We start from the raw sequence: 23,686 nt of genomic DNA, 5'->3' as shown, positions 1-23,686 counted from the left end.
GGTGACCCGGCCCCCAGGTGCATGCGCGGCGGATGTGCGCGGCGGCGCGTCAGCCCTTGACCGCGCCCTGCATGATGCCGCCCACGATCTGCTTGCCGAAGATCGCGAATACCAGCAGCAGCGGCAGCGTACCGAGCAGCGCGCCGGCCATGATCAGGGACTGGTCGGGGGTGTAGCCGCGGCCCAGGCCCGCGACCGCGACCTGCACGGTCGGGTTGCCGGTCTGCGTCAGCACCAGGAACGGCCACAGGAAGTCGTTCCAGGCCTGCACGAACATCAGCATGCCGAGGACGGCCATCGCGGGCCGCGCGGCCGGGAACACCACGTGCCACACCACGCGCCAGCTGCTCGCGCCGTCGACCCGTGCGGCCTCGATGATCTCGTCCGGCAGCGCCTGGATCAGGTACTGCCGCATGAAGAACACGCCGAACGCGTTCACCAGCGACGGGAAGATCACCGCCTGGAGCTGGTCCGTCCAGCCCAGCTCGGCGACCATCATGTACAGCGGGATGACGCTGAGCTGCGGCGGCACCATCATCGTGCCGATCACGATCAGCATCATGGCGCCACGGCCCCGGAAACGCAGCTTGGCGAAGGCGAACCCGGCGATCGTGGACAGCACCACGATGGTCGTCGCCGAGATGCTCGCCACGACGGTGGTGTTGAGGAACGCCTCGCCGAGGTTGGCGTCCTTCCAGGCGAGTTCGAGCTTGTCGAAGAGGCCCGAGCCGAACCAGAACGGCGGCGGGTTCTGCGCCAGGCGCTGGTTGTCACGCGAGGCGGCGATCGCCGTCCACACCAGCGGGAACAGCGAGCCGAGCGTGAACAGGATCAGGATCGCGTACGCGATGGGGCCGCCGTGCAGTTGCCCGCCGGCCCGGGCGGACCTCGGGCGGCGCGGCCGCTTCGGCTCCGCGGGAGCCGCGTCGGTCGGGGGCGTCACAGTCGTCGTCACGGCCGGAACTCCTTAAAGACTGGGCTAACTGCTGGCACGCAGCCGGCGCGAGATGACGTAGTTGACGATGCCGATGACGATCAGGATCAGGAACATGGTCCAGGCGATCGCCGAGGCCCTGCCGAGGTGCTGGTTCACCCAGCCCTGCTCGTACAGGTAGAGGCCGAGCGTCTGGAACTGGTGCTCCGCGCCGCCGGACGCGCCCTTGTTGGCGTCGAACAGCAGCGGCTCGCCGAACACCTGGCTCGCTCCGATCGTCGAGACGACGACGGTGAACAGGATCGTCGGGCGCAGCGACGGCAGCGTGACGTGGATGAACTGCTGCCAGCGGTTGGCCCCGTCGAGGGCCGCCGACTCGTACAGGTCCTGCGGGATCGCCTGCATCGCGGCCAGGTAGATCAGCGCGTTGTAGCCGGTCCAGCGCCAGATGATGATCGACGAGACGGCGATCTGGGACGGCCACTTGTCGTTCTGCCAGTCGATGTTGTCGATGCCGACAGCGCCCAGCGCCCAGTTGATCATGCCGTAGTCGCGGCCGAAGAGCAGCACGAAGACCAGGGAGGCGGCGGCGATCGACGTCGCGTACGGCGCGAGCATCGCGACCCGGTAGAACGTCGAGGCGCGCAGCTTGTAGTTGAGGATGTGCGCGATGCCCATCGCCATCAGCAGCTGCGGAACGGTGGAGATGATGCCGATGGTCAGGGTGTTCTTCGCCGCGTTCCAGAAGAAGTCGTCGTCGAAGATCCGGGTGTAGTTGCGCAGCCCCGCCCAGCTCATGTCGGTGGGCGCCGTCAGTTCCACCGTGTGCAGCGAGGCCCAGCCCGTGTAGATCAGCGGGAACAGGCCGAAGGCCACGAACAGCAGGAAGAACGGCGAGACGAACGCGTACGGGCTCCAGCGCATGTCCCGCTGCCAGCGGCGGGACAGCCGGGCCCGTTTCTTCGCCGCCTCGGGGGACACCGCGTCGGCGCTCGGACGGCCCGGGGCCGCGCCCCCCTCCTTCGAGGGGGGCGCGGCGGTGTCGTGCCGGGTGGCCATACCGGTCACTTCTCCAGGTTGTTGTCGATGGTCTTCGTCGCCGTCTCCCAGGCCTCCGCGGGCGACTTGCCCTTGGTGACGAGGATGACGCCGTTGTCGGTCAGACCCTGCTGGATGATCTGGTCCTTCGGGCCGATCACCTGCGCCGGGATGGCCTTGGCGGCCTCGGCGAAGATCTCGCCGATCGGCGCGTCACCGGTCATGACGTTCTTGCCGCCGGTGACCTGCGACATGGTGTACGCGCTCGGCGCGCTAGGGAAGCTGCCCTGCACGGCGAACAGCTTCGCCTGCTGCTCCGGCGCGGTCAGCCAGGCGACCAGCTTCCTGGCCTCCTCGACGTTCTTGCCGCTCTTCGGCACGGTCAGGAAGGTGCCGCCCCAGTTGCCGGCCTTGGGCGCCAGGGCCACGTCCCACTTGCCCTGGGCCTGCGGGCTCGACTTGCCCTTGAGGTAGCCGAGCATCCACGGCGGGCAGGCGATCGCGGCGAACTTGTTGTTGGCGATCGTGGTGTCCCAGGCCTGCTGGAACTGCGTCTGCGGCTGGACAAGCCCCTTCTCGGCGGCCTCCGCGGTCAGGTCGAAGGCCTTCTTGACGGCCGGGTTCGACTTGTAGACGACCTTGCCGGAGGCGTCGTAGAACTTCTCCTTCTCACTGCTGAGGATCGCGTTGATCAGACCGCCGGGGGAGTCCATGAACACGGTGCCCTTGGGCGCCTTCGCCTTGTACCGCTCGCCCGCGTCGATCAGCTTGGCCCAGTCGCCCTGCCACAGCTTCGCGACCTCCGCGCGGTCGGTGGGCAGGCCGGCCTGCTGGAACATGTCCTTGCGGTAGCAGATGGCCATCGGGCCGACGTCGGTGCCGAGCCCGATCGTCTGGCCGTCCTTGGTGGTGGCCTGCTTCCACTTCCAGTCCAGCCAGTTGCTGCTCTGCACACCCGAGACCTTGGACAGGTCCTCCAGCTTGGCCGCCTGGGTGTTCACGACCTCGGCGATGTTGCCGACCTCGACGGCCTGGACGTCCTGCAGGCCGCTGTTGGTGGTGAGGTGGTTCAGGAGCGCGGGGTAGTAGTTCTCGTTGCGCTCGACGACATTCTCGGCGATCTTGATGTCCGGGTTGAGCTTCTCGTACTCGGTGTAGAGGCCGGCCTCCTTGAAGCCCTGCTGACCGAAGAGTCCCAGCGTGATCGTGGTCTTGCCGCCGCCCGACGACGAGCCGGAGCCGTCGTCTCCACCGTCGTCGGCACAGCCGGCCAGCAGCCCGGCGCCCAGTGACGCGACGGCCGCGAGGACCAGCGTCTTGCGGGCGGTTCGGGTACGTGCTCGCATTGCGTCCTCCTGTTGCCCTGACGTGCCGACCCCCCGGCCAACGGCATTGTTGGGCCCGTTAGTTCGTCTGCTTCGGTCTTGCTTTGCGTCGCTGCGGCTCGGGCGGGGAACGTGCGGGATGTGTATGTGCCAGGTACTGTGGGAGCGCTCCCACCAGTGATGTGTTGAAGGTTCGCCCGTCGAAGCGGGGGTGTCAAGGGACCGGACGCGGACAGATGCGTTCAGTTATCGGGCTGTTAACTGGACGTGGGGGGTGGTGCGAGGGTGGCGCGAGCTGACTCGTTTCAGCCCCTTTCCGGCGCCGGTCCGGCGTTTGGGGACCAGGCAGTTCAGGCCGAAGCGGGGTCTGGGGGTGGCAGCCCCCAGGGCGGTCACGACAACAGACGGTGCTGTTAGATTCCAGCCAGCGTAGGACAACTGCGGGAAGGCGGAGCCCATGGCAAGCCACGGAACGCGGGGGAGAAGTGGCGGGCGGCCCACCCTCGAAGAGGTCGCGGCGCGCGCGGGCGTCGGCCGCGGCACCGTCTCCCGGGTGATCAACGGCTCGCCCCGGGTCAGCGACGCGACCCGCGCGGCCGTCGAGGCGGCGGTCGCGGAGCTGGGGTACGTCCCGAACACGGCCGCCCGCGCCCTGGCCGCCAACCGCACCGACGCGATCGCGCTGGTCGTGCCCGAGCCGGAGACCCGGTTCTTCGCGGAGCCGTACTTCTCGGACATGCTGCGCGGTGTCGGCGCCGAGCTGTCCGACACCGAGATGCAGCTGCTGCTGATCTTCGCCGGCAGCGACCGCGAGCGCCGGCGGCTGGCCCAGTACCTGGCCGCGCACCGGGTGGACGGCGTCCTGCTGGTCTCCGTGCACGCCGACGATCCGCTGCCCGACCTGCTGGCCCAGCTGGAGATTCCGGCCGTGATCAGTGGCCCGAGATCGGCCGCGGAGACCCTGGCCTCCGTCGACTCGGACAACTACGGCGGCGCCCGCCAGGCCGTCGAGCACCTGCTCGACCGCGGCCGCCGCCGGATCGCCCACATCACCGGCCGCCTCGACGTCTACGGCGCCCAGCGGCGCATCGACGGCTACCGCGACGCCCTGCGCGACGCGGGCCACGCGGTGGACGAGCAGCTGATCGAGGCCGGTGACTTCACCGAAGGCGGCGGCCGCCGCGCGATGGCGGCGCTGCTGGAGCGCCACCCCGACCTGGACGCCGTCTTCGCGGCCTCCGACGTGACCGCGGCCGGCGCGCGCCAGGCCCTGCGCGAGGCGGGCCTGCGCACCCCCGACGACGTGGCGCTCGTCGGCTACGACGACTCGGCCATCGCCCGCCACATGGAGCCGCCCCTCACCAGCGTCCGCCAGCCCATAGAGGAGATGGGCCGCCGCATGATCGACCTGCTCCTGGCCGAGATCGCCGACCGCCGCCCGGCCGCCTCCCGGGTCCTGGAGCGACGCCAGGTGGTGCTGGCGACGGAACTGGTGGCCCGTACGTCCTCCTGACCTCTTCAGACATGCAGCCGCACCCGCCACCTGATCTCGCCGTCCTGTTCCTCCTCCGTCGGGGCCAGCCCGGCGGCCCGGGCGACGGCTGCGGAGGCGTGGTGGTCCGGGTGGATGTGCGCGACGACCGTCCGCACCGGGGACTGTCCCCCGAGCCATGACACGAGCCCCCGCGCCGCCTCGGAGGCGTACCCGCGGCCCTGCCACGGCGTGCCGACCACCCAGGCGATCTCCGCGGTGTGTCCTTCGGTGACCGTTGCCTGGACGGTGCCCACCAAGCGAGGCTCCGCGTGCGGCCGCAGCACCCAGTTGCACCAGGACACGGAGGGGTCGGGAGGGCCGGCGACGAGGCGTTCGTAGCGCCGGCGCAGGGCCTCGGGGGCATCGCGGAAGCCGCCGATGTAGGTGTGCAGCGCCGGGTCCGACAGTACGGCGGCCATCTCGGCCGCGTGGTCGACGCGCAGGGGGAGCAGGTCCAGGCGGCCGGTGGCGACGGGGGTGGGCTGTACGCGGGGCTCGGACATCGTCCGCAGCCTATGCGCCCGGGAGAGTACGAGCCCCGTGAACGACGGCAGCCGGTGACCTCGTTGACAAGGTCACCGGCTGATGGTCAAGGGTGAGTGACGGGACTTGAACCCGCGACATCCTGGACCACAACCAGGTGCTCTACCAGCTGAGCTACACCCACCATGACCGCCGGTTCACACCAGTGGGGCTTTCCCGAGCGGCCGAGAAAAAGTGTACAGGGTCCGAAGGGGTGCTCGCGCACGGCTTTCGCGGCACCCTTCCGGGCCTGTCGGCATGCCTACGTGCCCCGGCAGGCAACGTTCGCCCCGTCGCGACGCCCGGCACGCCCTCTCGCCGCACCGGCCGGAAGCCCAAGTACGTCCAGTACGAGGGCTTCCGGCCGACACGCCGAGAGCACGCACCGGACGCCGCTCCTCGACGGGCAAACGTTGCCTGCCGGGGCACTAGTGTGCGGGCAGAACGTGCTTCGCGGCGATGGTCTTGGCGGTGTCCGAGTCGGGGCCCGGCTGGGGCACGAAGATGGCCTCGCGGTAGTAGCGCAGCTCGGCGATGGACTCGCGGATGTCGGCCAGCGCCCGGTGGTTGCCGTTCTTCTCGGGGCTGTTGAAGTACGCGCGCGGATACCAGCGGCGGGCCAGTTCCTTGACGGAGGAGACGTCCACGATCCGGTAGTGGAGGTAGTCCTCCAGGGTCGGCATGTCGCGCAGCAGGAATCCGCGGTCGGTGCCGACCGAGTTGCCGCACAGGGGAGCCTTGCCGGGCTCCTTGACGTGCTCCTTCACATACGCCATGACCTGTTCCTCGGCGTCCTTCAGGGTCGTGCCGTTCGGAAGCTCGGCGAGCAGCCCGGAGGCGGTGTGCATCTGACGCACCACGTCCGGCATCGTCTCCAGCGCGCGCTCCGGCGGACGGATGACGATGTCCACACCCTCGCCGAGCACGTTCAGCTCGGAGTCGGTGACGAGGGCGGCCACCTCGATGAGCGCGTCGTCGGACAGCGAGAGGCCGGTCATCTCGCAGTCGATCCACACCATGCGATCGTTCATGTGTCTAACCTTACGGCGCGCTGCTGTGGGGTGAGCCGACCGTGCGGTGCTCATGTGATCGACGTGCTCGACCGTGACCGGCGTGCTGGGCGTGCCGGGCGTACTCGACGGGTCGGTGACGGCCGACGGCGGGCACCGGCGCGGGTGCGCCTCCCGTGCCCCGCGCCGGCCGTCACGACGGGTCGTCCGGCGGTCAGGCGGAGGGACCCACCGGGCCCATTCCGCGGACGTAGTGGAAGATGCCCCAGGTGAGGTGCTGGTTCCGGCCGCCGTCGACCCAGCGGGCGAGGCCCTTCTTCATCTGGGCGAGGTACTCGCTGCTGACCTGTTCCGCCAGGCCGTTCGCCTCCTGGCGCTCGGTCTCCTGGAGCACCCGGCTGTAGTGGGTCACCAGGTGCTCGCGGTGCTCCTCGAAGCCGCCTGCGACGCCGTCGCCGCCGGTGCCGTCGGCCGGGGTGAAGCCGAGGCGGGCCAGCTCGCGGGCGTAGAAGGCGGGCGAGCCCATGTCGTCCAGGTGGATGCGGTCGAGGATCGGCTGCAGTACGGCCGAGGGGCAGCCGTCGGCCTGCATCGGGTCGGTGAAGATGAGGTGGCCGCCCGGGCGCAGCACGCGGGCGGCCTCCTCCAGGACACGGGCGCGGTGGCCGCTGTGCAGGAAGGCGTCCTGGGACCAGACGACGTCGACCGAGGCGTCCGGGTAGGGGATGGCCTCGAAGGAACCGTCCACCACCTCGATCCGGTCCGTGAGGCCACGGGCGGCGTTCAGCTCCCGGTGGCGCTCGTTCTCGACCTCGCTGAGGTTGAGCGCCAGGACCCGGCAGCCGTGGGTCTCGGCCAGGTAGCGGGCCGAGCCGCCGAAGCCCGAGCCGAGGTCGAGCACCACGGAGTCCCGGGCCGGCCCCAGCTTGGCGGCCATTCGCTCGACGGTGCGGCGGCTGGCCTGGGCGATGGGTTCGGCGGGGTGGTCGTAGAGGCCTATGTGGATGTCCTCGCCGCCCCAGACCGTGGCGTAGAACGTGTCGGCGTCGGACGAGTTGTAGTAGCTGCGAGCGGCCCTGACCGCCCCCGCGTACGTCGCCTCCCGGTCGTCGTCCGCCTCCAGCCGGTACTCCTTCTCCGCGACGTGGATGAAGAAGTCGGGCTCCTCGTCCCGGTACGTGTGCTGGAAATCGCCGTAGGTCTCGATGTGCTGGAAGCCCACGTCGGACATGAGCCGGCGGGTGTAGTCCTTCCGCAGCGGGAACATGTTGAGGTGGTACACGGAGCCGTCCGGGAAGTCGTACCGCATGCGGCACAGCCCCTCGTCGACGTAGTCCGGCGCCACCGCGACATCCTCGCCGCAGTAGTAGTAGGTGTGCTTGCTGGAGTAGCCCCGGTCCAGGATGGCATCGTAGTTGCGCTGGTCCAGGACGAGGATGCCGTCGTGTTTCAGCATCGCGTAGAACTCGGCCAGCGCCTTGCGCCGGTCGCGCTCCGAGAAGAGGTGCGTGAACGAGTTGCCGAGACAGACGATGGCGTCGTACTCGCCGTGCACGTCCCGGTTCAGCCAGCGCCAGTCCGCCCGGACGACGCGCAGGACGTGATCGCCCTTGTTCATGCCGTTCGCGAAGGCCTGCGCCAGCATTTCGGCGCTGCCGTCCGCGCTGACGGTGTCGAACCCGGCTTCCAGGAGTCGCACCGAGTGAAAGCCGGTGCCGGTGGCGACGTCGAGTACTTTCTTCACTCCCCGTTTGCGCAACAGGTCGATGAAGAACCGGCCTTCGCTTTCGGCGCGCTTCTCCCAGTCGATGAGAGAGTCCCACTTCTCGACGAAGCTGGGGATGTACTCCTGGGTGTAGTGCCCGGTGTCTCGTATGTCGACGGGGTTGCTTCCGAACTTCTGATCCGGACGTGCTGAAATGACGGAACCTCCGTGGTCGGACTGGGCGGCGGTCGGGGACGGCCGCCCGGTCGGGCGAATCAACTCGGGCCGTGCGGAGTCACGTTCGGTACTGAGCATCGTTTGTCCAAACAAGAGCCATCCATGCCTCCGGCATGACAAGGGCCCGCGAGGAGATCTCCTCGCGGGCCCTTGCGGCCGGCCAAACCGGCCGGCCCCGGCCTACCTACCTCGTCACGTCGCGCTGCGCTGCCCCGGCAGGCTCGCCCGGCTCGCTGCGTAGGCCTCGCGGCCGTTCTCCGAGGACGACGACGAGGACGCCGACGTCGACAGCGCTGAGGGGCCGACCGCGCTCGCGGCCGCCGTGCGGCGGGACTGGAGCGGGACCGGGCTGTCCGGGTGCAGGGCGGCAGGCTGCCCCGCCGCGCCCACGGAGCCGCCCTGGCCGCCGTGCCCGGCGTACGGCGGCTGTCCCGGCTGGCCCTGCTGCCCGGACGTACCGGCATTTGCCGCAGCGTCGGCGTCCGTCGGCTTGTCGCCCTGCGGGCGGCGTGCCCGGTACGCCGCCCGGTACGCGGCCGGGGACGAGCCCAGCTGCCGGCGGAAGTGGCCGCGCAGTGCCACCGGTGAGCGGAAGCCGCAGCGGCCCGCGACCTCGTCCACCGAGTAGTCCGACGTCTCCAGCAGGCGCTGGGCCTGCAGCACCCGCTGCGTGATCAGCCACTGCAGTGGCGCGCTCCCGGTCAGGGAGCGGAACCGGCGGTCGAACGTACGACGGCTCATGTACGCGCGTGCCGCCAGCGTCTCCACGTCGAACTGCTCGTGGAGGTGCTCCAGCGCCCAGGCGACGACCTCGGCGAGCGGGTCGGCGCCGATCTCCTCTGGTAAAGACCTGTCGAGGTAGCGCTCCTGGCCGCCACTCCGGCGCGGCGGGACCACCAGGCGCCGGGCCAGCGCGCCCGCCGCCTCGTTGCCGTGGTCCGTCCGCACGATGTGCAGACACAGGTCGATCCCGGCCGCCGTGCCGGCCGACGTGAGGACGTCTCCGTCGTCGACGAAGAGCTCCCTCGGATCGACGTGCACCGACGGATAGCGTTTCGCCAGCGTCGGTGCGTACATCCAGTGTGTGGTCGCGGGTCGGCTGTCCAGCAGGCCGGCCGCCGCGAGGACGAAGGCGCCCGTGCACAGCCCGACGATGCGGGCGCCCTCCTCGTGTGCCCGGCGCAGCGCGTCGAGCGCCTCCTCCGGCGGCGGCGAGGTGATCGAACGCCAGGCCGGCACGACGACCGTGCCCGCCCGCGAGATCGCCTCCAGGCCATGTGGGGCGCTGAGTTCCAGGCCCCCTGTGGTCCGCAGCGGGCCCTCCTCGCCGGCACTCACCAGCAGGCGGTAGCGCGGCACGCCGGCGTCCTGGCGGTCGATCCCGAACACCGACAGCGGTATGGAACTCTCGAAGATGGGGCCGCCGCTAAACAGCAGCACCGCGACGATCTCCTTGCGGCGTCGCCCGGAAAGTTTCCGGGCCGCGGCTTCCGGCGCGGCAGTGGAGTCGTGGCTCATACTGCTAAGCCCCCCTCGGTGGTCGCGGCTCCTCGGTTGTGTCGCTCCTGCACGTTTCCCCTCGGTCCTGCACGAGTCCCCCGCCGTAAGACATTCAAGATCGAATCTACTGCGTCCCGTGGTGCCGGGGTGGCCAGTTGGCCAACCGGCACATTGTCGACTTGGCAACTTGGCGTGAAGCATTCGATCACGAAGGGTTGCACTCACGGGCCGTGCAGGGAAGTGCGCCTTGTCGCAGTGGCCAATCCACGTAGGGTGCGCATGGCACCTGAGGCCCTTTCCGTGCAGGTGGAACGGGGGTTGGGGGGTGTCCTGGGCGGGTGATGCACAGGTTTCAGAAGTTGGCTGAAAAGTGCCGGGAGCGTGCGCTGAAACCGGTCAAGCGACCGGTGTATTGCCGCCACCCCGCCGTCCGCCCCGGTGTGCCCCCGTTCCGGTGCGCTGATGCCGCCCGCGGTGGGGTGCCCGCTCCTCGGCGACCAGGCGGGCCGCGCCGTGTTCGGAGTGGCGCAGCAGCACGCGGCAGACGCCCGTGACGGCCGCGAGACCGAGGGCGGTGCCGGCGGCGCCGGCCAGGGAACTGCCGAACCCGAGGAGTACGACCGGGACGAGCGAGCAGCTGAAGACCGCCCAGCGGACCAGGTGGGTCACCTCGGAGGAGGAGTGGGGTCCGGACATGCGTGCTCCCTGGGGCGTGGCTCGCCGGGTTCAACGCGTGGCCGATCATCCGGTCACCGTGCGACCGGATCACTTTCGCCGGTAAGTGAATCCTGTGCAAACCGGCTGTACGGCGCAGCAACCGTTGCGTGACGGGCGCCCCCTCGTGCATGCTCCGGGGAACCCCGGGCACGGAGCTGCGCGGGATGTGGGCGAAGGAGGCGTGCCGCCGTACCCTTGGGGGTATGGGGTTGGGAAGATGATTCCCGGACACAGCTCCGCCGCACACTGTCGTCCCACCCATACAAGGATCACAACGCCGAGACAGCAATGGCCGGTCACGAATTCTTCGAACCCGAAGGCCGCAAGCGGTCGGTCGCCGACCCGACGGCGGCCGATCCCCTGGCGGCGGAAGAGTCACGCCATTCGTGCGACCCCGCTTTCAAGCACGGTGTGGTCGTCGGCTTCGACGGCTCGACGTCCAGCGAGCGCGCCCTCGCGTACGCCATCGGCATGGCGCAGCGCTCCCAGTCGGCCCTGATCATCGTGCATGTCGCCAACCGGCTTCCCACCACGGTGTGGGCGGGCTGCGAGCCGCCGGTGTTCGTGGACGTGCCGGACCACCGGACCGAGGTGCTGGGCCTGGAGCTGGCCTGCGCCGACTATCTCGCCGAGGTGCCCTGGATACTGGTCGAGCGCGGCGGTGACATCTGCCACGAGCTCGAAGAGGTGGGCCGGGAGTACGAGGCCGACGCGATCGTCGTGGGCTCCACGCACGGCCTCGTGGGCCGGATCTTCGGCTCCGTCGCGGGGCGGCTCGCCAAGCGGGCGAAGCGGCCCGTCGTTGTCATTCCCTGACGCGCATGCTCCCTTGTTGCGGTGTGTGAACCTACTCGCGCGTAGAGGTGTTTGTGTCTTTGTGAAGGGCATATACCGGTCACCGCACAACTGCACAAGCACGAAGGGAGCCCGCCGTGGACAACGACGTCTCTGCGGGAAGCGGAATCACTGCCGTGGTCGGCCGACTTGCCCTGGGTGTCACCCTGTTGGCCTTCGGCCTGGGGTACGCCGAGGTGATCGACGGTGTGTCGGCTGCCGACGCCGTATCCATCGCCCAGTACGTGGGCGGCGTCGCGCTGTTCGTCGCCGGGCTGATGGCGTTCCGGGATCGGGACGCGGCCTCGGGTACGGCGTTTGCGGCACTGGGTGCGCTGTGGTTCACCTGGGCCGTTTCGGCCGGGGGCTCCGCCGATGCAGCCGGGTTGTTCCTGTTGCTGTTCGCCCTTGTGGCGCTGTCCCTCACCCTGGCGGGTGGTGACCAGCTCGGGCAGGCCGTGTACGGGCTGTTCTTCGTCTCCCTGCTGCTCCTGGGCATCGCCCGGTTTGCCGAGAACGACACTCTCGCCCGCGTGGGTGGTTGGTTCGCCGTAGCTGCGGGGGCGGTGGCCTGGTATGCGGCGACCGCGGTGATGGCTCACTGGCCGACGGTTGTGTCACGGCGTGCTGCCGGCCGGCGTGTGACGGCCGCCGGTTGATGCAGCCGGCGTCGGGGTGTTGGGCGGCCCCGGCGTGGATGAGCGGACCCCCCGTGTGTGGTGGCAGCACGTGGGGGTCCGTTGCGGTTTGTTCGGCCTCTCCTGGGTGCGTTGTGGTTGCTCGCGCAGCGCCCGGCGCCCCTTTGGGGCGCGCTACTCGACTGTTACTGACTTGGCGAGGTTCCTGGGCTTGTCGATGTCCCTGTTCAGGGTCAAGGCCGTGTGGTAGGCGAGGAGTTGGAGGGGGATGCCCATCAGGATGGGGTCGAGTTCGTCCTCGTTCTTGGGGACGATGAGGGTGTGGTCGGCCTTTTCCTGGTGCTGGTGGGCCACCGCGAGGATCTGGCCCTGGCGGGCCTTGATCTCCTCCATGGCGGCGCGGTTCTTCTCCAGGAGGTCGTCGTCGGGGACGATCGCGACCGTGGGGAGGGCGGGCTCGATCAGGGCGAGCGGGCCGTGCTTGAGCTCGGAGGCGGGGTAGGCCTCGGCGTGGATGTAGGAGACCTCCTTGAGCTTCAGGGAGGCCTCGCGGGCCACCGGGTAGCCCCGGACACGGCCGATGAAGAGCATCGAGCGGGCCTCGGCGTACTGCAGGGCCAGCTTCTTGATCTCCTCCTCGTTCTCCATGATCTCGCCGATCTGGGCGGGCAGCTTGCGCAGGCCCTCGATGATCCGCTTGCCGTCGCGCACGGAAAGGTCACGGGTGCGGCCCAGGTGCAGGGCGAGCAGGGCGAAGGCCACCGTGGTGTTCGTGAAGCACTTGGTGGAGACGACGCAGACCTCGGGGCCGGCGTGCACGTAGATGCCGCCGTCGGCCTCGCGGGCGATCGCCGAGCCGACCACGTTGACGATGCCGAGGACGCGGGCGCCCTTGCGCTTCAGCTCCTGGACGGCGGCCAGCACGTCGTACGTCTCACCGGACTGGGAGACGGCGATGTACAGGGTGTCGGGGTCGACGACCGCGTTGCGGTAGCGGAACTCGGAGGCCGGCTCGGCGTCGGCGGGGATGCGGGCCAGCTCCTCGATCATCTGGGCGCCGATCATGCCCGCGTGGTACGAGGTGCCGCAGCCGAGGATCTTGACGCGGCGGATCCGGCGGGCCTCGCGGGCGTCCAGGTTCAGGCCGCCCAGGTGCACGGTGGAGAAGCGGTCGTCGATGCGGCCGCGCAGCACGCGGTCCACGGCCTCGGCCTGCTCGTGGACCTCCTTATGCATGTAGGTGTCGTGGCCGCCCATGTCGTACGACGCGGCCTCCCACTCCACAGTGGTCGGCTCGGCCGTCGTACGGGTGCCCTCGGTGGTGTAGGTGCGGAAGTCGTCGGCCTTGAGGGTGGCCATCTCGCCGTCGTCGAGGGTGACGATCTGGCGCGTGTGGGCGACCAGCGCGGCGATGTCCGAGGCGACGAACATCTCCTTCTCGCCGATGCCGAGGACGACCGGGGAGCCGTTGCGGGCGACGACGATGCGGTCCGGGAAGTCGGCGTGCAGCACGGCGATGCCGTACGTGCCCTCGATGAGCCGGAGGGTCTCGCGGACCTTGTCCTCCAGCTTCTCCTGCTGCGAGCGGGCGATGAGGTGGGTGAGGACCTCGGTGTCGGTCTCGGAGAGGAACTCCACGCCGTCCGCCTCCAGCTTGCGGCGCAGGTCGGAGGCGTTGTCAATGATCCCGTTGTGGACGACGGCGACCTTGCTCTCGGCGTCGAGGTGCGGGTGGGCGTTCACGTCGGACGGGGCGCCGTGGGTGGCCCAGCGGGTGTGGGCGATGCCGGTCGTGCCCTTGAATCGCGCCGGGACCCTGGCCTCCAGGTCACGGACCCGGCCCTTGCCCTTGACTACCTTCAGTCCGGCGCTCTTGGGGTTCGTCACGACGATGCCCGCCGAGTCGTAGCCCCGGTACTCCAGCCGCTGCAGGCCCTCCAGTAGCAGCGGCGCGACATCGCGCTTGCCGATGTAGCCGACGATTCCGCACATGTAAGTCCCCTTGTGTCCCTCAGCCGTAGACCATGCGGCGCAGCTGGCGGAGTGTCAGCTCCGGCGGTGCCACCGCGCGGTATTTCAGGTCTTCCTCGATCCGCTCGAAGATCGTCGCGTTCACCAGGCCCTGGGCCTGCAGCTCACGGTGGCGGCGACGGACGTATTCCTCGGTCGTCTCGTCGAAATAGGCGAGCACGTCCTGGATCACGCGCAGCGCCTCGCCCCGGCTCAGGGGAGTGGTCCGCGTCAGGTGATCAACAAGTTCGTCGTGCACTCGGTCGATCCTGTAGTACGCGCGATGCTTCCGCAAGAATTCTGCCCGATTTCGGGCAGACTTACATCCGTTTGAGGACCGCCTGCTTGGCCAGGGTGAACTCCTCCTCGGTCAGGACGCCGGAGCAGTGCAGGTCGCCCAGTTCGCGCAACCGGCGCAGCAGGGCGTCGTGGCCTTCCTCGGCGGAGGCGGGCGCGGGGGTGGCCGGCTGCTGCTGGGACTGCCGAACCTGCGGCGGTGCGTCGGTGACGGCGGGCCTGGCCGGGTGTGGGAGCCGGGCCTGTACGGCGGCGGCGACGAGCGCCATCAGCGGGTCCTTCTTGGTGAGCTTGTTCCACCACTGCCAGGGGTGGACGGGGATGAGGAGGTAGTCGGCCGGGTCCAGGTCCTGGTCGCGCAGGATGCCGTGGAAGCGCTCGACGGTCTCCTCGCCCAGCTCCTGCCGTACGAAGGACTCGTACTCGATGCCGACACCGGCTGTGAACGCGTCGATGTCCTCGATGCGGGGAGCCAGGGCGTCGACCGTGACGCCGGTGAACGGCCGCTCGGTGGTGGCGAGTTTGGCCGCCACCCGCTCGACTCCCTGGGCCACGGAGTGGCGGTACTGCTCCGCGGTGGTGTCGTTGAGCAGGTGCGAGCGCATGGGGGGTCCTCCGGTGGGGAGTAACGCGGGGGCGAAGTGCGGCCTCAACCGTGACTGCGGTCACTCAGGTACCGACAGCGGCTTGGCTACTCCTGCGCGCGCAGCTGCTCCTCGGTCAGCCCGTGCCGCCAGTAGCCGACGAACGTGACGCGTCTGCGGTCGATACCGCGCTCGCCCACGAAGTGCCGGCGCAGCTGCTTCACCTGGCCGGCTTCGCCCGCGAGCCACACGTACGGCCGTTCGGCGGGCGGCAGTCGGTCGTCGCGCAGTGCGCCGAGGACCATGGGGGACCCCTCGGCGCCGTCCGTGTCGCGCACCAGCCAGTTGATCTCGGCGTCCGCCTCGGTCACCAGGTCCTGGACGTCCCCGGCGTCCGGCACCTCCAGCCAGACCCGGGCGCGCAGGCCGGCCGGCAGCGACTCGACGATGGCCGAGGCGGCCGGTACGGCGGTCTCGTCGCCCCACACCACCACCAGGTCGGTGTCCTCCGGCGGCCGGAACCGGATCGCCCGGTTGTCCGCGACGGCGGGCCCGAGCACCAGTACGCGGTCCCCGGCACCGGCGCGTGCGGCCCACGCCGAGGCGGGCCCGGCCGGCTCGTGCAATACGAAGTCGATGTCGATCTCATCGGGCCCGCGCCGCAGTTCCCGGAGCGTGTACGACCGCATCACGGCCCGTACGTCGTCCGGGAGGTCCCGCCATACCTGCCACCACCCTGCCCCGCTCTCGGCTTCGCCCGAGCGGGGGGATCCCCATCCGAGCTCGATCGGCACGACGGGGGCGGCCTGCCCCGGATGTGGCAGGAACAGGGACAGCGACTGATCGCGCCCGTCGGAGTCGAACGCCGCCAGGTCGTCCCCGCCGAAAGTGACGCGGACCAGAGACGGCCCGAGCCGCCTCGTCCGTGTGACCTGGAGGGAGAAGAAACGGAACGGGGCGGCTACGGCGGTACTCATTTGGGCTCCTGAACTCCAGGAACGTACAGGGGGTCAGCTGACCTTCTTGGCTGTCTCGATCGCCTTGGCCAGGCTCTCGACCAACGGCACGCACTTGTCGTAGGACAGGATCGGCTCGGGCGACCGTGGGATGACCTGACCGGCCTGCACCGCGGGCAGCTTCTTCCAGGTGGCTTCGGTGATGTTGGCGGGCTGGATGGCCGAGGAGCGGTCGTCCATCATGATGATGTCGGCCGGGTACTTGTCGACGTTCTCCCAGCTCAGCTCCTCGAACCAGCCGCCGCTCTTCTCCTTGGCCTTCTCCGGCGGCTCGACGAAGTTCACGCCGAGGGCCTTGAAGTACTCCAGGTCGATGGAGAAGTTGGTGCCGGAGACGTAGAAGACCGCGTCGGCGGCGGAGCCTGCCATCACCTTGATCTCGGGGCGCGCCTTGACGGCCTTGCGCAGCCGCTCCGACGCCGCCTCGAACCGCTTCTTCGCGTCGACGGCCTTCGCCGCCGACATGTCCCCGCCCAGCGACTCGGCCAGCTCCCACATGCGCTGCAGCGGAGCGGTCAGCTGCCGGTCGTAGACGGAGATGGCGACACTCGGAGCAAGCTTGGCGATCTTGTCGGCGGAGGCCACGGGGATGTACCAGAGGCTGCCCGCGCTGTCGAAGGTCGTGGAGATGAGGACGTCGGGCTGGAAGGCCGCGTACTGCTCGATGTTGAACTGGTCGAACCTGTTGCCGAAGATCGTCAGCTTGCTGACGTCCATGTCGCCGGCCTGGACGTCGGCCTTGCCGTCCTTGGTCTTGGTCGGGCCGAATACGCCCTTGACCTCGATGCCGTAGTCGTACAGGGCGGCCGCGACGCCGACGAAGGCGACGATCTTCGTGGGCACATGGTCGAGATGCACGGTCTTGCCGCGGTCGTCCTTGAAGGACCAGGAACCGGACTTCGCGGCTCCCGTACCGTCGCCCGGACCACCGCTGTTCGCGTCGTCGTCCCCGCACGCCGTGAGCACGGTGCCGAGGGAGAGGGCGCCACCGGCGGCGAGGATTCCGCGGCGGGTGAGGTGGGTAGCTCTGGCGTTCGACATGGTGTGGCTGCTTTCGGACAGGGCGGAGCGCCCGTAGGAACATTCCAAGGTAGGTTAGCCTAACCTCACTACGTGTCCAGAGGGCAGCCGGGGTGACTCCACGCTATGGTCGGCAGTGCGACACGCTCTGTAATCAGCGGAGGACCGTGGTGACCATCATGACCGAGCGCCCGACGGCCATAGAGAGCCCTCTGCCGGAGGCGTTGGAAGCATTCGACGACATGCTCCGCATCGTTGAGGAACTGGACACACCTGACGGCTACAAGGCCGAGCTCATCCGGGGGAAGATCGTCGTGTCGCCGTGGTCGAAGCTGCGTTACTTGCGTCCGATGCGGAGGCTTCGTTCGCAAGTGGAGGCGCATGCCCCTGAGGGGCATGTCACGGAGACCTCCCCGTTTCTCTTTTCGTTCCCGCACTCGGAGCGCGGCTTCGGTCCCGATCTCTTCGTCGCCGACGAGGCCGCCTTCGACGCCGACGGCCGGCACGCCGACGGCGCCGCTCTCTCGCTGGTCGCCGAGCTGACGTCCACCTTGACCAAGGACGTCGAGTGGCTGGACAAGCTGGACACCTACGGGCGGCTCGTGCCCGTGTACCTCGTGCTCGACATGCAGCTCCAGGAAGTCACCGCCTTCTGGGATCCGTCACCGAGGGGCTACAGGTCCCGGCATTCCGTTCCCTTCGGGGAGTCTCTGCACGTGCCCGCTCCCTTTGGCTTCGAGCTCGACACATCGGGGTTCGTCAGCCACCGAGACGACGACGAAGGCACGCAGGAGGCGTGAACGCCGAGCGTCGGCCTGCGCCCCGAGAGACGCAGGCCGGCGTCCCTTCTCAGCCCGCCAGGCCCAGTTCCCGGGCGATCAGCATGCGCTGGACCTCGCTCGTGCCCTCGCCGATCTCCAGGATCTTGGAGTCTCGCCACATGCGGGCTACCGGGTACTCGTTCATGAAGCCGTAGCCGCCGTGGATCTGGGTGGCGTCGCGGGCGTTGTCGACCGCGATGGTGGAGGAGTGGAGCTTGGCCAGGGCCGCTTCCTTCTTGAAGGGCTCGCCCGCGACCAGGCGGCTTGCCGCGTCGCGCCAGGCCAGGCGGGCGGTGTGGGCCTTCAGCTCCATGTCTGCGATCTTGAACTGGATGGCCTGGTTGGCGCCGATGGGGCGGCCGAAGGCCTGACGCTCCTTCGCGTACTTGACCGACTCGTCCACGCAGCCCTGTGCCAGGCCCGTGGCCAGCGCCGCGATGGCGATGCGGCCCTCGTCGAGGATGCGCAGGAACTGCGCGTAGCCGCGGCCCTCCTCGCCCAGCAGGTTGGCCGCGGGGACGCGGACGTCGGAGAAGGACAGTTCGCGGGTGTCCGAGGCGTTCCAGCCGACCTTGGAGTAGGGGGCGGCGACCGTGAAGCCCGGCGTGCCGGACGGGACGATGAACGTGGAGATCAGCGGGGCGCCGTCCGGCTTGCGGCCGGTCACCGCCGTGACCGTGACCAGGCCCGTGATGTCCGTGCCCGAGTTGGTGATGAAGCACTTCGTGCCGTTGATCACCCACTCGTTCGTCGACGGGTCCAGGCGGGCCGTCGTCCGGGTCGCGCCCGCGTCCGAGCCGCCGTCCGGCTCGGTCAGGCCGAAGGCGCCCAGGATCTCCCCCGTGCACAGGCGGGGCAGCCACTGCCGCCTCTGCTCCTCCGTGCCGTAGCGGAAGATCGGCATCGCGCCCAGGGAGACCCCCGCCTCGAGCGTGATGGCAACCGAGGAGTCGACCCGGGCCAGCTCCTCCAGAGCCACGCCGAGGGCCAGATAGTCGCCGCCCATGCCGCCGTAATCCTCCGGGAACGGCAGCCCGAACAGCCCCATGCGGCCCATCTCCCGGACGATCTCGTACGGGAACTCATGACGCTCGTAGAAGTCGCCGATCTTCGGCGCGACGGCGTCGTGCGCGAACTCCTCGACGGTGCGGCGGAGTTCCTCCAGTTCCGGGGAGAGGCGGTAGTCCATGGCAGATCACTGCTCCTGGTGGGAGAGGGCTCGTACGGTGCGGGAAGGGCTGGGTCGGCCCAGGTGGCCGGCCATCCACACGCTGGTGGCGACGAGACGGCCGAGGTCGATACCGGTGTCGATGCCGAGGCCGCGCAGCATCCACACCAGGTCTTCGGTGGCGAGGTTGCCGGTGGCGGACTTCGCGTACGGGCAGCCGCCCAGGCCGCCGGCCGAGGCGTCGACGGTCGTGACGCCGTGCTGGAGCGCGGCGAGGGTGTTGGCGAGGGCCTGGCCGTAGGTGTCGTGGAAGTGCACGCCCAGGGCGCTCACCGGAAGGCCGGCCTCCGACAGGGCTGTCAGCAGGGCGGTGACGTGGCCCGGGGTCGCCACGCCGATCGTGTCGCCGAGGCTCAGCTCGTCGCAGCCCATGTCGGCCAGCGCCCGGCAGACGCGGACGACCTGGGGGACCGGGACGGGGCCCTCCCACGGGTCGCCGAAGCACATCGAGAGGTAACCGCGCACGTGGCCGCCCTCCGCCTTCGCGCGGGCCACCACCGGCTCGAACATGGCCAGCGCCTCGTCCACCGTGCGGTTGAGGTTGGCCTTGGCGAAGGACTCGGTGGCGCTGGCGAAGACGGCCACCCGGCGGGCGCCCAGCGCTAGGGCGCGGTCCAGCCCGCGTTCGTTCGGGACCAGAACGGGCAGCGCGGCGGGGAGTTCGGCGACGAGCGGGAACAGGCGTTCCGCGTCGGCCAGTTGGGGCACCCACTTGGGATGCACGAAGCTGGTCGCCTCGATGGTGGTGAGCCCCGCGTCGGCCAGGCGGCGGATGAACTCCGCTTTGACCTCGGTCGGGACGGTCGCCGACTCGTTCTGCAGGCCGTCGCGCGCGCCGACCTCGTGGACGCGGACGCGGGCGGGCAGGCCGTCGGCCGGTACGGCCATGGGGAGACCCAGCTCCGAGGCGTTCATGCCGTCTCCTCCTCCGAAGTGGCCGCCGTGGGTTCGATCACGGCCAGCACCTGGTCCATGGCGACCGTCGTGCCGGGCGCGACGTCCAGCTCGGCGACCGTGCCGGCGTGCGGGGCGGAGATGACGTGCTCCATCTTCATCGCCTCGACGACCAGCAGGCTCTGCCCGGCGCTCACCTCGTCGCCGACGGCGGCCTTCACGACCGTGACCGTGCCGGGCATGGGCGCGGTGAGCGAGTCGGCGCCCGCGTGGGCGGCGCGGCTGAGGGAGGCGGCGACCGGGTCGTGGTCGCGCACGTGCCAGGCGTCGCCGTCGCGGCCGAGCCAGGTGCCTCCCGGAAACAGGACGGCGAAGGTGTGGGAGACGCCGTCGAGCTGGAAGGTGAACCGGGGCTCCGGGGACGGGCCGCCGGGCGCCCGCATGGGGATCGGGTCGGCGGGCGCTCGCACGGGGGTTGGGTCGCCGGGTGCCCGCATGGGGGCCTCCTCGCCGTCGAGCAGCAACTCGCTCCCGCCGTCCGGTGTGCTGCGCACGCGGACGGTGACGGGGTCGTGCCCGGGGACGCGCAGGTGGTGCGCGGTCCAGGCCCGCTCGCCGCCCAGCCGCCAGCCGTCCGGGACGGAGAAGGGGTCGACCCATCCGGAGGCCGACGCCGGGCCCAGGGCGTCAGAGGCTCGCGCCGGACCCAGGGCGGCCTGACGCAGCAGTGCCGCGGCCGCGTAGACCTCCTTCGGCACCCCGGCCGGTACGAGCCCGTCCACCTCCCGCTCCACCAGCCCGGTGTCCAGGTCCCCCGCCATGACGTCCGGGTGCGCCAGCAGCCGCCGCAGGAACCCGGCGTTGGTCTGCACGCCCAGCGTGACGGTCTCCGCGAGGGCCGCCCGGAGCTTCCTGAGCGCGGTCGCGCGGTCGGGGCCGTACGCGATCACCTTGGACAGCATCGGGTCGTACAGGCTGCCGACCTCGGTGCCCTCGCTCAGCCCGGAGTCGGTGCGCACGCCCTCGCCCTGCGGCTCGCGCAGCTTGAGCACCGTGCCGCCGGAGGGGAGGAACCCGCGCGAAGGGTCCTCGGCGCAGATGCGGGCCTCCACGGCGTGCCCGGTGAGCCGTACGTCCTCCTGCCCGAAGGCGAGCCGCTCCCCCGCCGCCACCCGCAGCTGCCACTCCACCAGGTCGAGGCCCGTGATCAGCTCCGTGACCGGATGCTCCACCTGGAGGCGGGTGTTCATCTCCATGAAGTAGTACGACGACGGGTCCTCGCCGGGGACGATGAACTCCACCGTGCCCGCGCCCTGGTACCCGCAGGAGCGGGCCGCCTGCACGGCCGCCTCGCCCATCGCCGCGCGCGTCGCCTCGTCGAGGAGCACGCTCGGCGCCTCCTCGACGATCTTCTGGTGCCGACGCTGGAGGGAGCACTCGCGCTCGCCCAGGTGGACGACGCCTCCGTGCCCGTCGGCCAGGACCTGGATCTCGATGTGCCGGGGGCGGTCGATCCACCGCTCGACCAGGAGGGTGTCGTCGCCGAAGGAGGCGCGGGCCTCGCGGCGGGCGGCGGCGATCTCCTCCTCCAGCCGGGTCAGGTCCCGCACCAGGCGCATGCCCTTGCCACCGCCGCCCGCGGAGGGCTTCAGCAGCACGGGCGCGCCCAGTTCGCGGGCCGCGTCGGCCAGCTCCGGGTCGCGTCCGCCGGGGACCACAGGCACGCCGGCCGCCCGCACCGTCTCCTTGGCGCGGATCTTGTCGCCCATGAGGGAGATCGCCTCGGCCGGCGGCCCGACGAAGACCAGGCCCGCGTCGGCGCACGCGCGCGCGAAGCCGGCGTTCTCCGCGAGGAAGCCGTAGCCGGGGTGGACGGCCTGGGCGCCGGTGCGGGCGGCGGCCTCCAGCAGCCGCTCCGCCGACAGATAGCTCCCGGCCGCCGGCGCCGGTCCGATCCGTACGGCCGTGTCGGCCTCCCGGACGTGCCGGGCGCCGGCGTCCGCGTCGGAGAAGACGGCCACCGAGCGCACGCCCAGTGACCGCAGCGTGCGGATGACCCGGACGGCGATCTCGCCCCGGTTGGCCACGAGCACTGTGTCGAACATCTTGGTCAGCTCCCCCTCACATCCGGAAGACGCCGAAGCCCGGCTCGCTCAGCGGGGCGTTGGCACACGCGGTCAGGGCAAGACCCAGCACCTGCCGGGTCTCCAGCGGATCGATCACGCCGTCGTCCCAGAGGCGGGCCGTCGCGTAGTAGGCATTGCCCTGGCGCTCGTACTGCGCGCGGACCGGGGCCCTGAAGGCCTCCTCGTCCTCGGCGGGCCAGTCCTCGCCCCGGGCCTGAAGCTGGTCCCGCTTGACGGTCGCGAGCACGGAGGCGGCCTGCTCGCCGCCCATCACGGAGATCTTGGCGCCTGGCCACATCCACAGGAAGCGGGGTGAGTAGGCCCGGCCGCACATCGAGTAGTTGCCCGCGCCGTACGACCCGCCGACCACCACCGTCAGCTTCGGCACGCGCGTGCAGGCGACCGCCGTGACCATCTTGGCGCCGTGCTTGGCGATGCCCCCCGCCTCGTAGTCCCGCCCCACCATGAACCCGGAGATGTTCTGCAGGAACACCAGCGGGATGCCGCGCTGGTCGCACAGCTCGATGAAGTGGGCGCCCTTCTGGGCGGACTCGGAGAACAGGATGCCATTGTTGGCGACGATCCCGACCGGGTGGCCCAGGATGCGCGCGAAGCCGGTGACGAGGGTCTGCCCGAACTCGGCCTTGAACTCGGCGAACCGGGAGCCGTCGGCCACGCGCGCGATGATCTCGCGGACGTCGTACGGAGTGCGGGGGTCCACCGGCACCGCGCCGTACAGCCCGTAGGGGTCGGCCTTCGGCTCGGCGGAGGGCTCCACGGACCAGGGCAGTGCCCCGCGCGCGGGAAGCGTGGCGACGATGTCCCGCACGATCCGCAGGGCGTGCGCGTCGTCCTCGGCGAGGTGGTCGGTCACGCCGGAGATCCGGGAGTGCACCTCGCCGCCGCCCAGCTCCTCGGCGGTGACGACCTCACCCGTGGCCGCCTTCACCAGGGGTGGGCCGCCCAGGAAGATCGTGCCCTGGTTCCGTACGATCACCGCCTCGTCGCTCATCGCCGGGACGTACGCGCCACCGGCCGTGCAGGAGCCGAGCACGGCGGCGATCTGCGCGATGCCGGCGCCGGACATCCGGGCCTGGTTGTAGAAGATCCGCCCGAAGTGGTCCCGGTCCGGGAAGACCTCGTCCTGCATGGGCAGGAAGGCGCCGCCGGAGTCGACCAGGTAGACACACGGGAGACGGTTGTCGAGGGCCACCTCCTGCGCGCGCAGGTGCTTCTTCACCGTCATCGGGTAGTACGTCCCGCCCTTGACCGTGGCGTCGTTGGCGACGATCACGCACTCCCGCCCGGCGACCCGCCCGATCCCGGCGATGATCCCGGCGGCCGGCGCCTGCCCGTCGTACATCCCGTCGGCGGCCAGCGGTGCCAGCTCCAGGAACGGCGAGCCGGGGTCCAGCAGCCTGTCCACGCGGTCGCGCGGGAGCAGCTTCCCGCGCGCGGTGTGCCGCGCCCGCGCCTTCTCGCCGCCGCCGAGCCGAGCCGCGGCCAGCTTGGCGCGCAACTCTTCCGCGAGGGCGCGGTGCGCCTCCTCGTTGGCCCGAAAGGACTCCGACGCGGGATCGGCCGCGCTGGTCAGCTCCGGTGCCTGATGCATCCTGCGGCCCCCTCACCTTGTTAATGAGCGTTAACGCGTTTCCACCAGGTTAACGACCGCTAACCTCCCTGTCTAGAATTGCCT

Annotated in this window: 21 protein-coding genes and 1 tRNA gene; 4 read left to right on the top strand and 18 right to left on the bottom strand. The window is 70.2% G+C overall.

All coding sequences use genetic code 11. From position 1 onward, the window contains the following. Window positions 1–49 precede the first annotated feature (49 nt). The 3 genes from H8R17_RS09695 to H8R17_RS09685 are packed head-to-tail and all read right to left on the bottom strand — an operon-like array spanning window position 50 to window position 3,318. On the bottom strand, window positions 50–955 hold the full coding sequence (locus H8R17_RS09695) for a carbohydrate ABC transporter permease (protein ID WP_187822733.1): 906 nt from the start codon (window positions 953–955) through the stop codon (window positions 50–52). A 24-nt stretch (window positions 956–979) separates the two neighbouring features. Continuing rightward, window positions 980–1,993: a carbohydrate ABC transporter permease gene (locus tag H8R17_RS09690; protein WP_187822732.1), complete on the bottom strand. Its 1,014-nt coding sequence runs from the start codon at window positions 1,991–1,993 to the stop codon at window positions 980–982. Window positions 1,994–1,998: 5 nt separating this feature from the next. Further along, window positions 1,999–3,318, bottom strand: a complete 1,320-nt coding sequence (locus H8R17_RS09685; protein ID WP_187822731.1) for an ABC transporter substrate-binding protein — start codon at window positions 3,316–3,318, stop codon at window positions 1,999–2,001. 436 nt (window positions 3,319–3,754) lie between these two features. Here H8R17_RS09685 and H8R17_RS09680 point away from each other — a divergent pair, with 436 nt between their 5' ends. Next, on the top strand, window positions 3,755–4,810 hold the full coding sequence (locus tag H8R17_RS09680; RefSeq protein WP_187822730.1) for a LacI family DNA-binding transcriptional regulator: 1,056 nt from the start codon (window positions 3,755–3,757) through the stop codon (window positions 4,808–4,810). Window positions 4,811–4,815: 5 nt separating this feature from the next. Here H8R17_RS09680 and H8R17_RS09675 read toward each other — a convergent pair whose 3' ends face one another. The 6 genes from H8R17_RS09675 to H8R17_RS09650 all read right to left on the bottom strand — a co-directional run bounded on the left by H8R17_RS09675 (window position 4,816) and on the right by H8R17_RS09650 (window position 10,501). Continuing rightward, window positions 4,816–5,334 carry a GNAT family N-acetyltransferase gene (locus H8R17_RS09675; RefSeq protein ID WP_187822729.1) on the bottom strand — a complete coding sequence of 173 codons (519 nt, stop codon included), beginning with the start codon at window positions 5,332–5,334 and terminating at the stop codon, window positions 4,816–4,818. 91 nt (window positions 5,335–5,425) lie between these two features. Further along, window positions 5,426–5,498, bottom strand: a tRNA-His gene (locus H8R17_RS09670). A gap of 283 nt (window positions 5,499–5,781) precedes the next feature. After that, entirely contained in the window at window positions 5,782–6,384 is a 603-nt protein-coding gene (gene orn, locus H8R17_RS09665) for an oligoribonuclease (RefSeq protein WP_187822728.1), read from the bottom strand. 193 nt (window positions 6,385–6,577) lie between these two features. Beyond that, on the bottom strand, window positions 6,578–8,383 hold the full coding sequence (locus H8R17_RS09660; protein WP_187822727.1) for a class I SAM-dependent methyltransferase: 1,806 nt from the start codon (window positions 8,381–8,383) through the stop codon (window positions 6,578–6,580). A 114-nt stretch (window positions 8,384–8,497) separates the two neighbouring features. Then, window positions 8,498–9,823: a helix-turn-helix domain-containing protein gene (locus tag H8R17_RS09655; RefSeq protein ID WP_187822726.1), complete on the bottom strand. Its 1,326-nt coding sequence runs from the start codon at window positions 9,821–9,823 to the stop codon at window positions 8,498–8,500. A gap of 378 nt (window positions 9,824–10,201) precedes the next feature. Continuing rightward, complete coding sequence (locus tag H8R17_RS09650; protein ID WP_187822725.1) at window positions 10,202–10,501, bottom strand: hypothetical protein; 300 nt, start codon at window positions 10,499–10,501, stop codon at window positions 10,202–10,204. A gap of 309 nt (window positions 10,502–10,810) precedes the next feature. Between H8R17_RS09650 and H8R17_RS09645 the strand changes: the two genes are divergently transcribed. Both H8R17_RS09645 and H8R17_RS09640 read left to right on the top strand, forming a co-directional pair. Continuing rightward, a complete protein-coding gene (locus tag H8R17_RS09645) occupies window positions 10,811–11,338 on the top strand; it encodes a universal stress protein (protein ID WP_187822724.1) in 528 nt (175 codons plus the stop codon). Window positions 11,339–11,454: 116 nt separating this feature from the next. Further along, on the top strand, window positions 11,455–12,015 hold the full coding sequence (locus H8R17_RS09640) for a GPR1/FUN34/YaaH family transporter (protein WP_187822723.1): 561 nt from the start codon (window positions 11,455–11,457) through the stop codon (window positions 12,013–12,015). Window positions 12,016–12,168: 153 nt separating this feature from the next. Here the strand turns inward: H8R17_RS09640 and glmS are convergent, their stop codons facing one another. The 5 genes from glmS to H8R17_RS09605 form a co-directional block, all read right to left on the bottom strand. Continuing rightward, entirely contained in the window at window positions 12,169–13,986 is a 1,818-nt protein-coding gene (glmS, locus tag H8R17_RS09635) for a glutamine--fructose-6-phosphate transaminase (isomerizing) (protein ID WP_187822722.1), read from the bottom strand. Window positions 13,987–14,005: 19 nt separating this feature from the next. Continuing rightward, window positions 14,006–14,263: a hypothetical protein gene (locus H8R17_RS09630; protein ID WP_187822721.1), complete on the bottom strand. Its 258-nt coding sequence runs from the start codon at window positions 14,261–14,263 to the stop codon at window positions 14,006–14,008. 61 nt (window positions 14,264–14,324) lie between these two features. Beyond that, window positions 14,325–14,906, bottom strand: coding sequence for an IucA/IucC family protein (locus tag H8R17_RS49150; protein ID WP_399476492.1), 582 nt, complete (start codon window positions 14,904–14,906; stop codon window positions 14,325–14,327). An 86-nt stretch (window positions 14,907–14,992) separates the two neighbouring features. Beyond that, window positions 14,993–15,862 (bottom strand): siderophore-interacting protein, encoded by an 870-nt coding sequence (locus tag H8R17_RS09610; protein ID WP_187822720.1) that lies wholly within the window; start codon window positions 15,860–15,862, stop codon window positions 14,993–14,995. 33 nt (window positions 15,863–15,895) lie between these two features. Continuing rightward, window positions 15,896–16,942 (bottom strand): ABC transporter substrate-binding protein, encoded by a 1,047-nt coding sequence (locus H8R17_RS09605; RefSeq protein ID WP_187822719.1) that lies wholly within the window; start codon window positions 16,940–16,942, stop codon window positions 15,896–15,898. Window positions 16,943–17,100: 158 nt separating this feature from the next. Between H8R17_RS09605 and H8R17_RS09600 the strand changes: the two genes are divergently transcribed. Continuing rightward, window positions 17,101–17,721: a Uma2 family endonuclease gene (locus H8R17_RS09600; protein ID WP_187822773.1), complete on the top strand. Its 621-nt coding sequence runs from the start codon at window positions 17,101–17,103 to the stop codon at window positions 17,719–17,721. Between the two features lie 49 nt (window positions 17,722–17,770). On the opposite strand, the gene H8R17_RS09595 is transcribed toward H8R17_RS09600, so the two are convergent. From H8R17_RS09595 to H8R17_RS09580, 4 genes are read right to left on the bottom strand one after another with little or no spacing between them, the layout of a single operon-like run. Next, a complete protein-coding gene (locus tag H8R17_RS09595) occupies window positions 17,771–18,931 on the bottom strand; it encodes an acyl-CoA dehydrogenase family protein (protein ID WP_187822718.1) in 1,161 nt (386 codons plus the stop codon). Window positions 18,932–18,937: 6 nt separating this feature from the next. After that, window positions 18,938–19,885, bottom strand: a complete 948-nt coding sequence (locus tag H8R17_RS09590; protein ID WP_187822717.1) for a hydroxymethylglutaryl-CoA lyase — start codon at window positions 19,883–19,885, stop codon at window positions 18,938–18,940. Next, window positions 19,882–21,969 (bottom strand): biotin carboxylase N-terminal domain-containing protein, encoded by a 2,088-nt coding sequence (locus H8R17_RS09585; RefSeq protein ID WP_187822716.1) that lies wholly within the window; start codon window positions 21,967–21,969, stop codon window positions 19,882–19,884. The genes H8R17_RS09590 and H8R17_RS09585 overlap by 4 nt, the downstream gene beginning before the upstream one ends. Before the next feature lie 16 nt (window positions 21,970–21,985). Continuing rightward, window positions 21,986–23,602: a carboxyl transferase domain-containing protein gene (locus tag H8R17_RS09580; protein ID WP_187822715.1), complete on the bottom strand. Its 1,617-nt coding sequence runs from the start codon at window positions 23,600–23,602 to the stop codon at window positions 21,986–21,988. Between the last annotated feature and the right edge of the window lie 84 nt (window positions 23,603–23,686).

The organism is Streptomyces sp. TRM68367, from assembly GCF_014495685.1.
GTDB lineage: Bacteria > Actinomycetota > Actinomycetes > Streptomycetales > Streptomycetaceae > Streptomyces.
Note: the sequence above shows the minus strand (reverse complement) of the source record. Positions and strands in the feature narration are given on the sequence as shown.

Bases quoted from the DNA above. Each gene is read 5' to 3' on its own strand.
- H8R17_RS09590 (WP_187822717.1), bottom strand. From the start codon at position 19,885: ATGAACGCCTCGGAGCTGGGTCTCCCCATGGCCGTACCGGCCGACGGC.
- H8R17_RS09645 (WP_187822724.1), top strand. From the start codon at position 10,811: ATGGCCGGTCACGAATTCTTCGAACCCGAAGGCCGCAAGCGGTCGGTC.
- H8R17_RS09650 (WP_187822725.1), bottom strand. From the start codon at position 10,501: ATGTCCGGACCCCACTCCTCCTCCGAGGTGACCCACCTGGTCCGCTGG.
- orn (WP_187822728.1), bottom strand. From the start codon at position 6,384: ATGAACGATCGCATGGTGTGGATCGACTGCGAGATGACCGGCCTCTCG.
- H8R17_RS09690 (WP_187822732.1), bottom strand. From the start codon at position 1,993: ATGGCCACCCGGCACGACACCGCCGCGCCCCCCTCGAAGGAGGGGGGC.
- H8R17_RS09605 (WP_187822719.1), bottom strand. From the start codon at position 16,942: ATGTCGAACGCCAGAGCTACCCACCTCACCCGCCGCGGAATCCTCGCC.
- H8R17_RS09595 (WP_187822718.1), bottom strand. From the start codon at position 18,931: ATGGACTACCGCCTCTCCCCGGAACTGGAGGAACTCCGCCGCACCGTC.
- H8R17_RS09685 (WP_187822731.1), bottom strand. From the start codon at position 3,318: ATGCGAGCACGTACCCGAACCGCCCGCAAGACGCTGGTCCTCGCGGCC.
- H8R17_RS49150 (WP_399476492.1), bottom strand. From the start codon at position 14,906: ATGCGCTCGCACCTGCTCAACGACACCACCGCGGAGCAGTACCGCCAC.
- H8R17_RS09660 (WP_187822727.1), bottom strand. From the start codon at position 8,383: ATGCTCAGTACCGAACGTGACTCCGCACGGCCCGAGTTGATTCGCCCG.
- H8R17_RS09580 (WP_187822715.1), bottom strand. From the start codon at position 23,602: ATGCATCAGGCACCGGAGCTGACCAGCGCGGCCGATCCCGCGTCGGAG.
- H8R17_RS09600 (WP_187822773.1), top strand. From the start codon at position 17,101: ATGACCGAGCGCCCGACGGCCATAGAGAGCCCTCTGCCGGAGGCGTTG.
- H8R17_RS09675 (WP_187822729.1), bottom strand. From the start codon at position 5,334: ATGTCCGAGCCCCGCGTACAGCCCACCCCCGTCGCCACCGGCCGCCTG.
- H8R17_RS09680 (WP_187822730.1), top strand. From the start codon at position 3,755: ATGGCAAGCCACGGAACGCGGGGGAGAAGTGGCGGGCGGCCCACCCTC.
- H8R17_RS09585 (WP_187822716.1), bottom strand. From the start codon at position 21,969: ATGTTCGACACAGTGCTCGTGGCCAACCGGGGCGAGATCGCCGTCCGG.
- glmS (WP_187822722.1), bottom strand. From the start codon at position 13,986: ATGTGCGGAATCGTCGGCTACATCGGCAAGCGCGATGTCGCGCCGCTG.
- H8R17_RS09655 (WP_187822726.1), bottom strand. From the start codon at position 9,823: ATGAGCCACGACTCCACTGCCGCGCCGGAAGCCGCGGCCCGGAAACTT.
- H8R17_RS09610 (WP_187822720.1), bottom strand. From the start codon at position 15,862: ATGAGTACCGCCGTAGCCGCCCCGTTCCGTTTCTTCTCCCTCCAGGTC.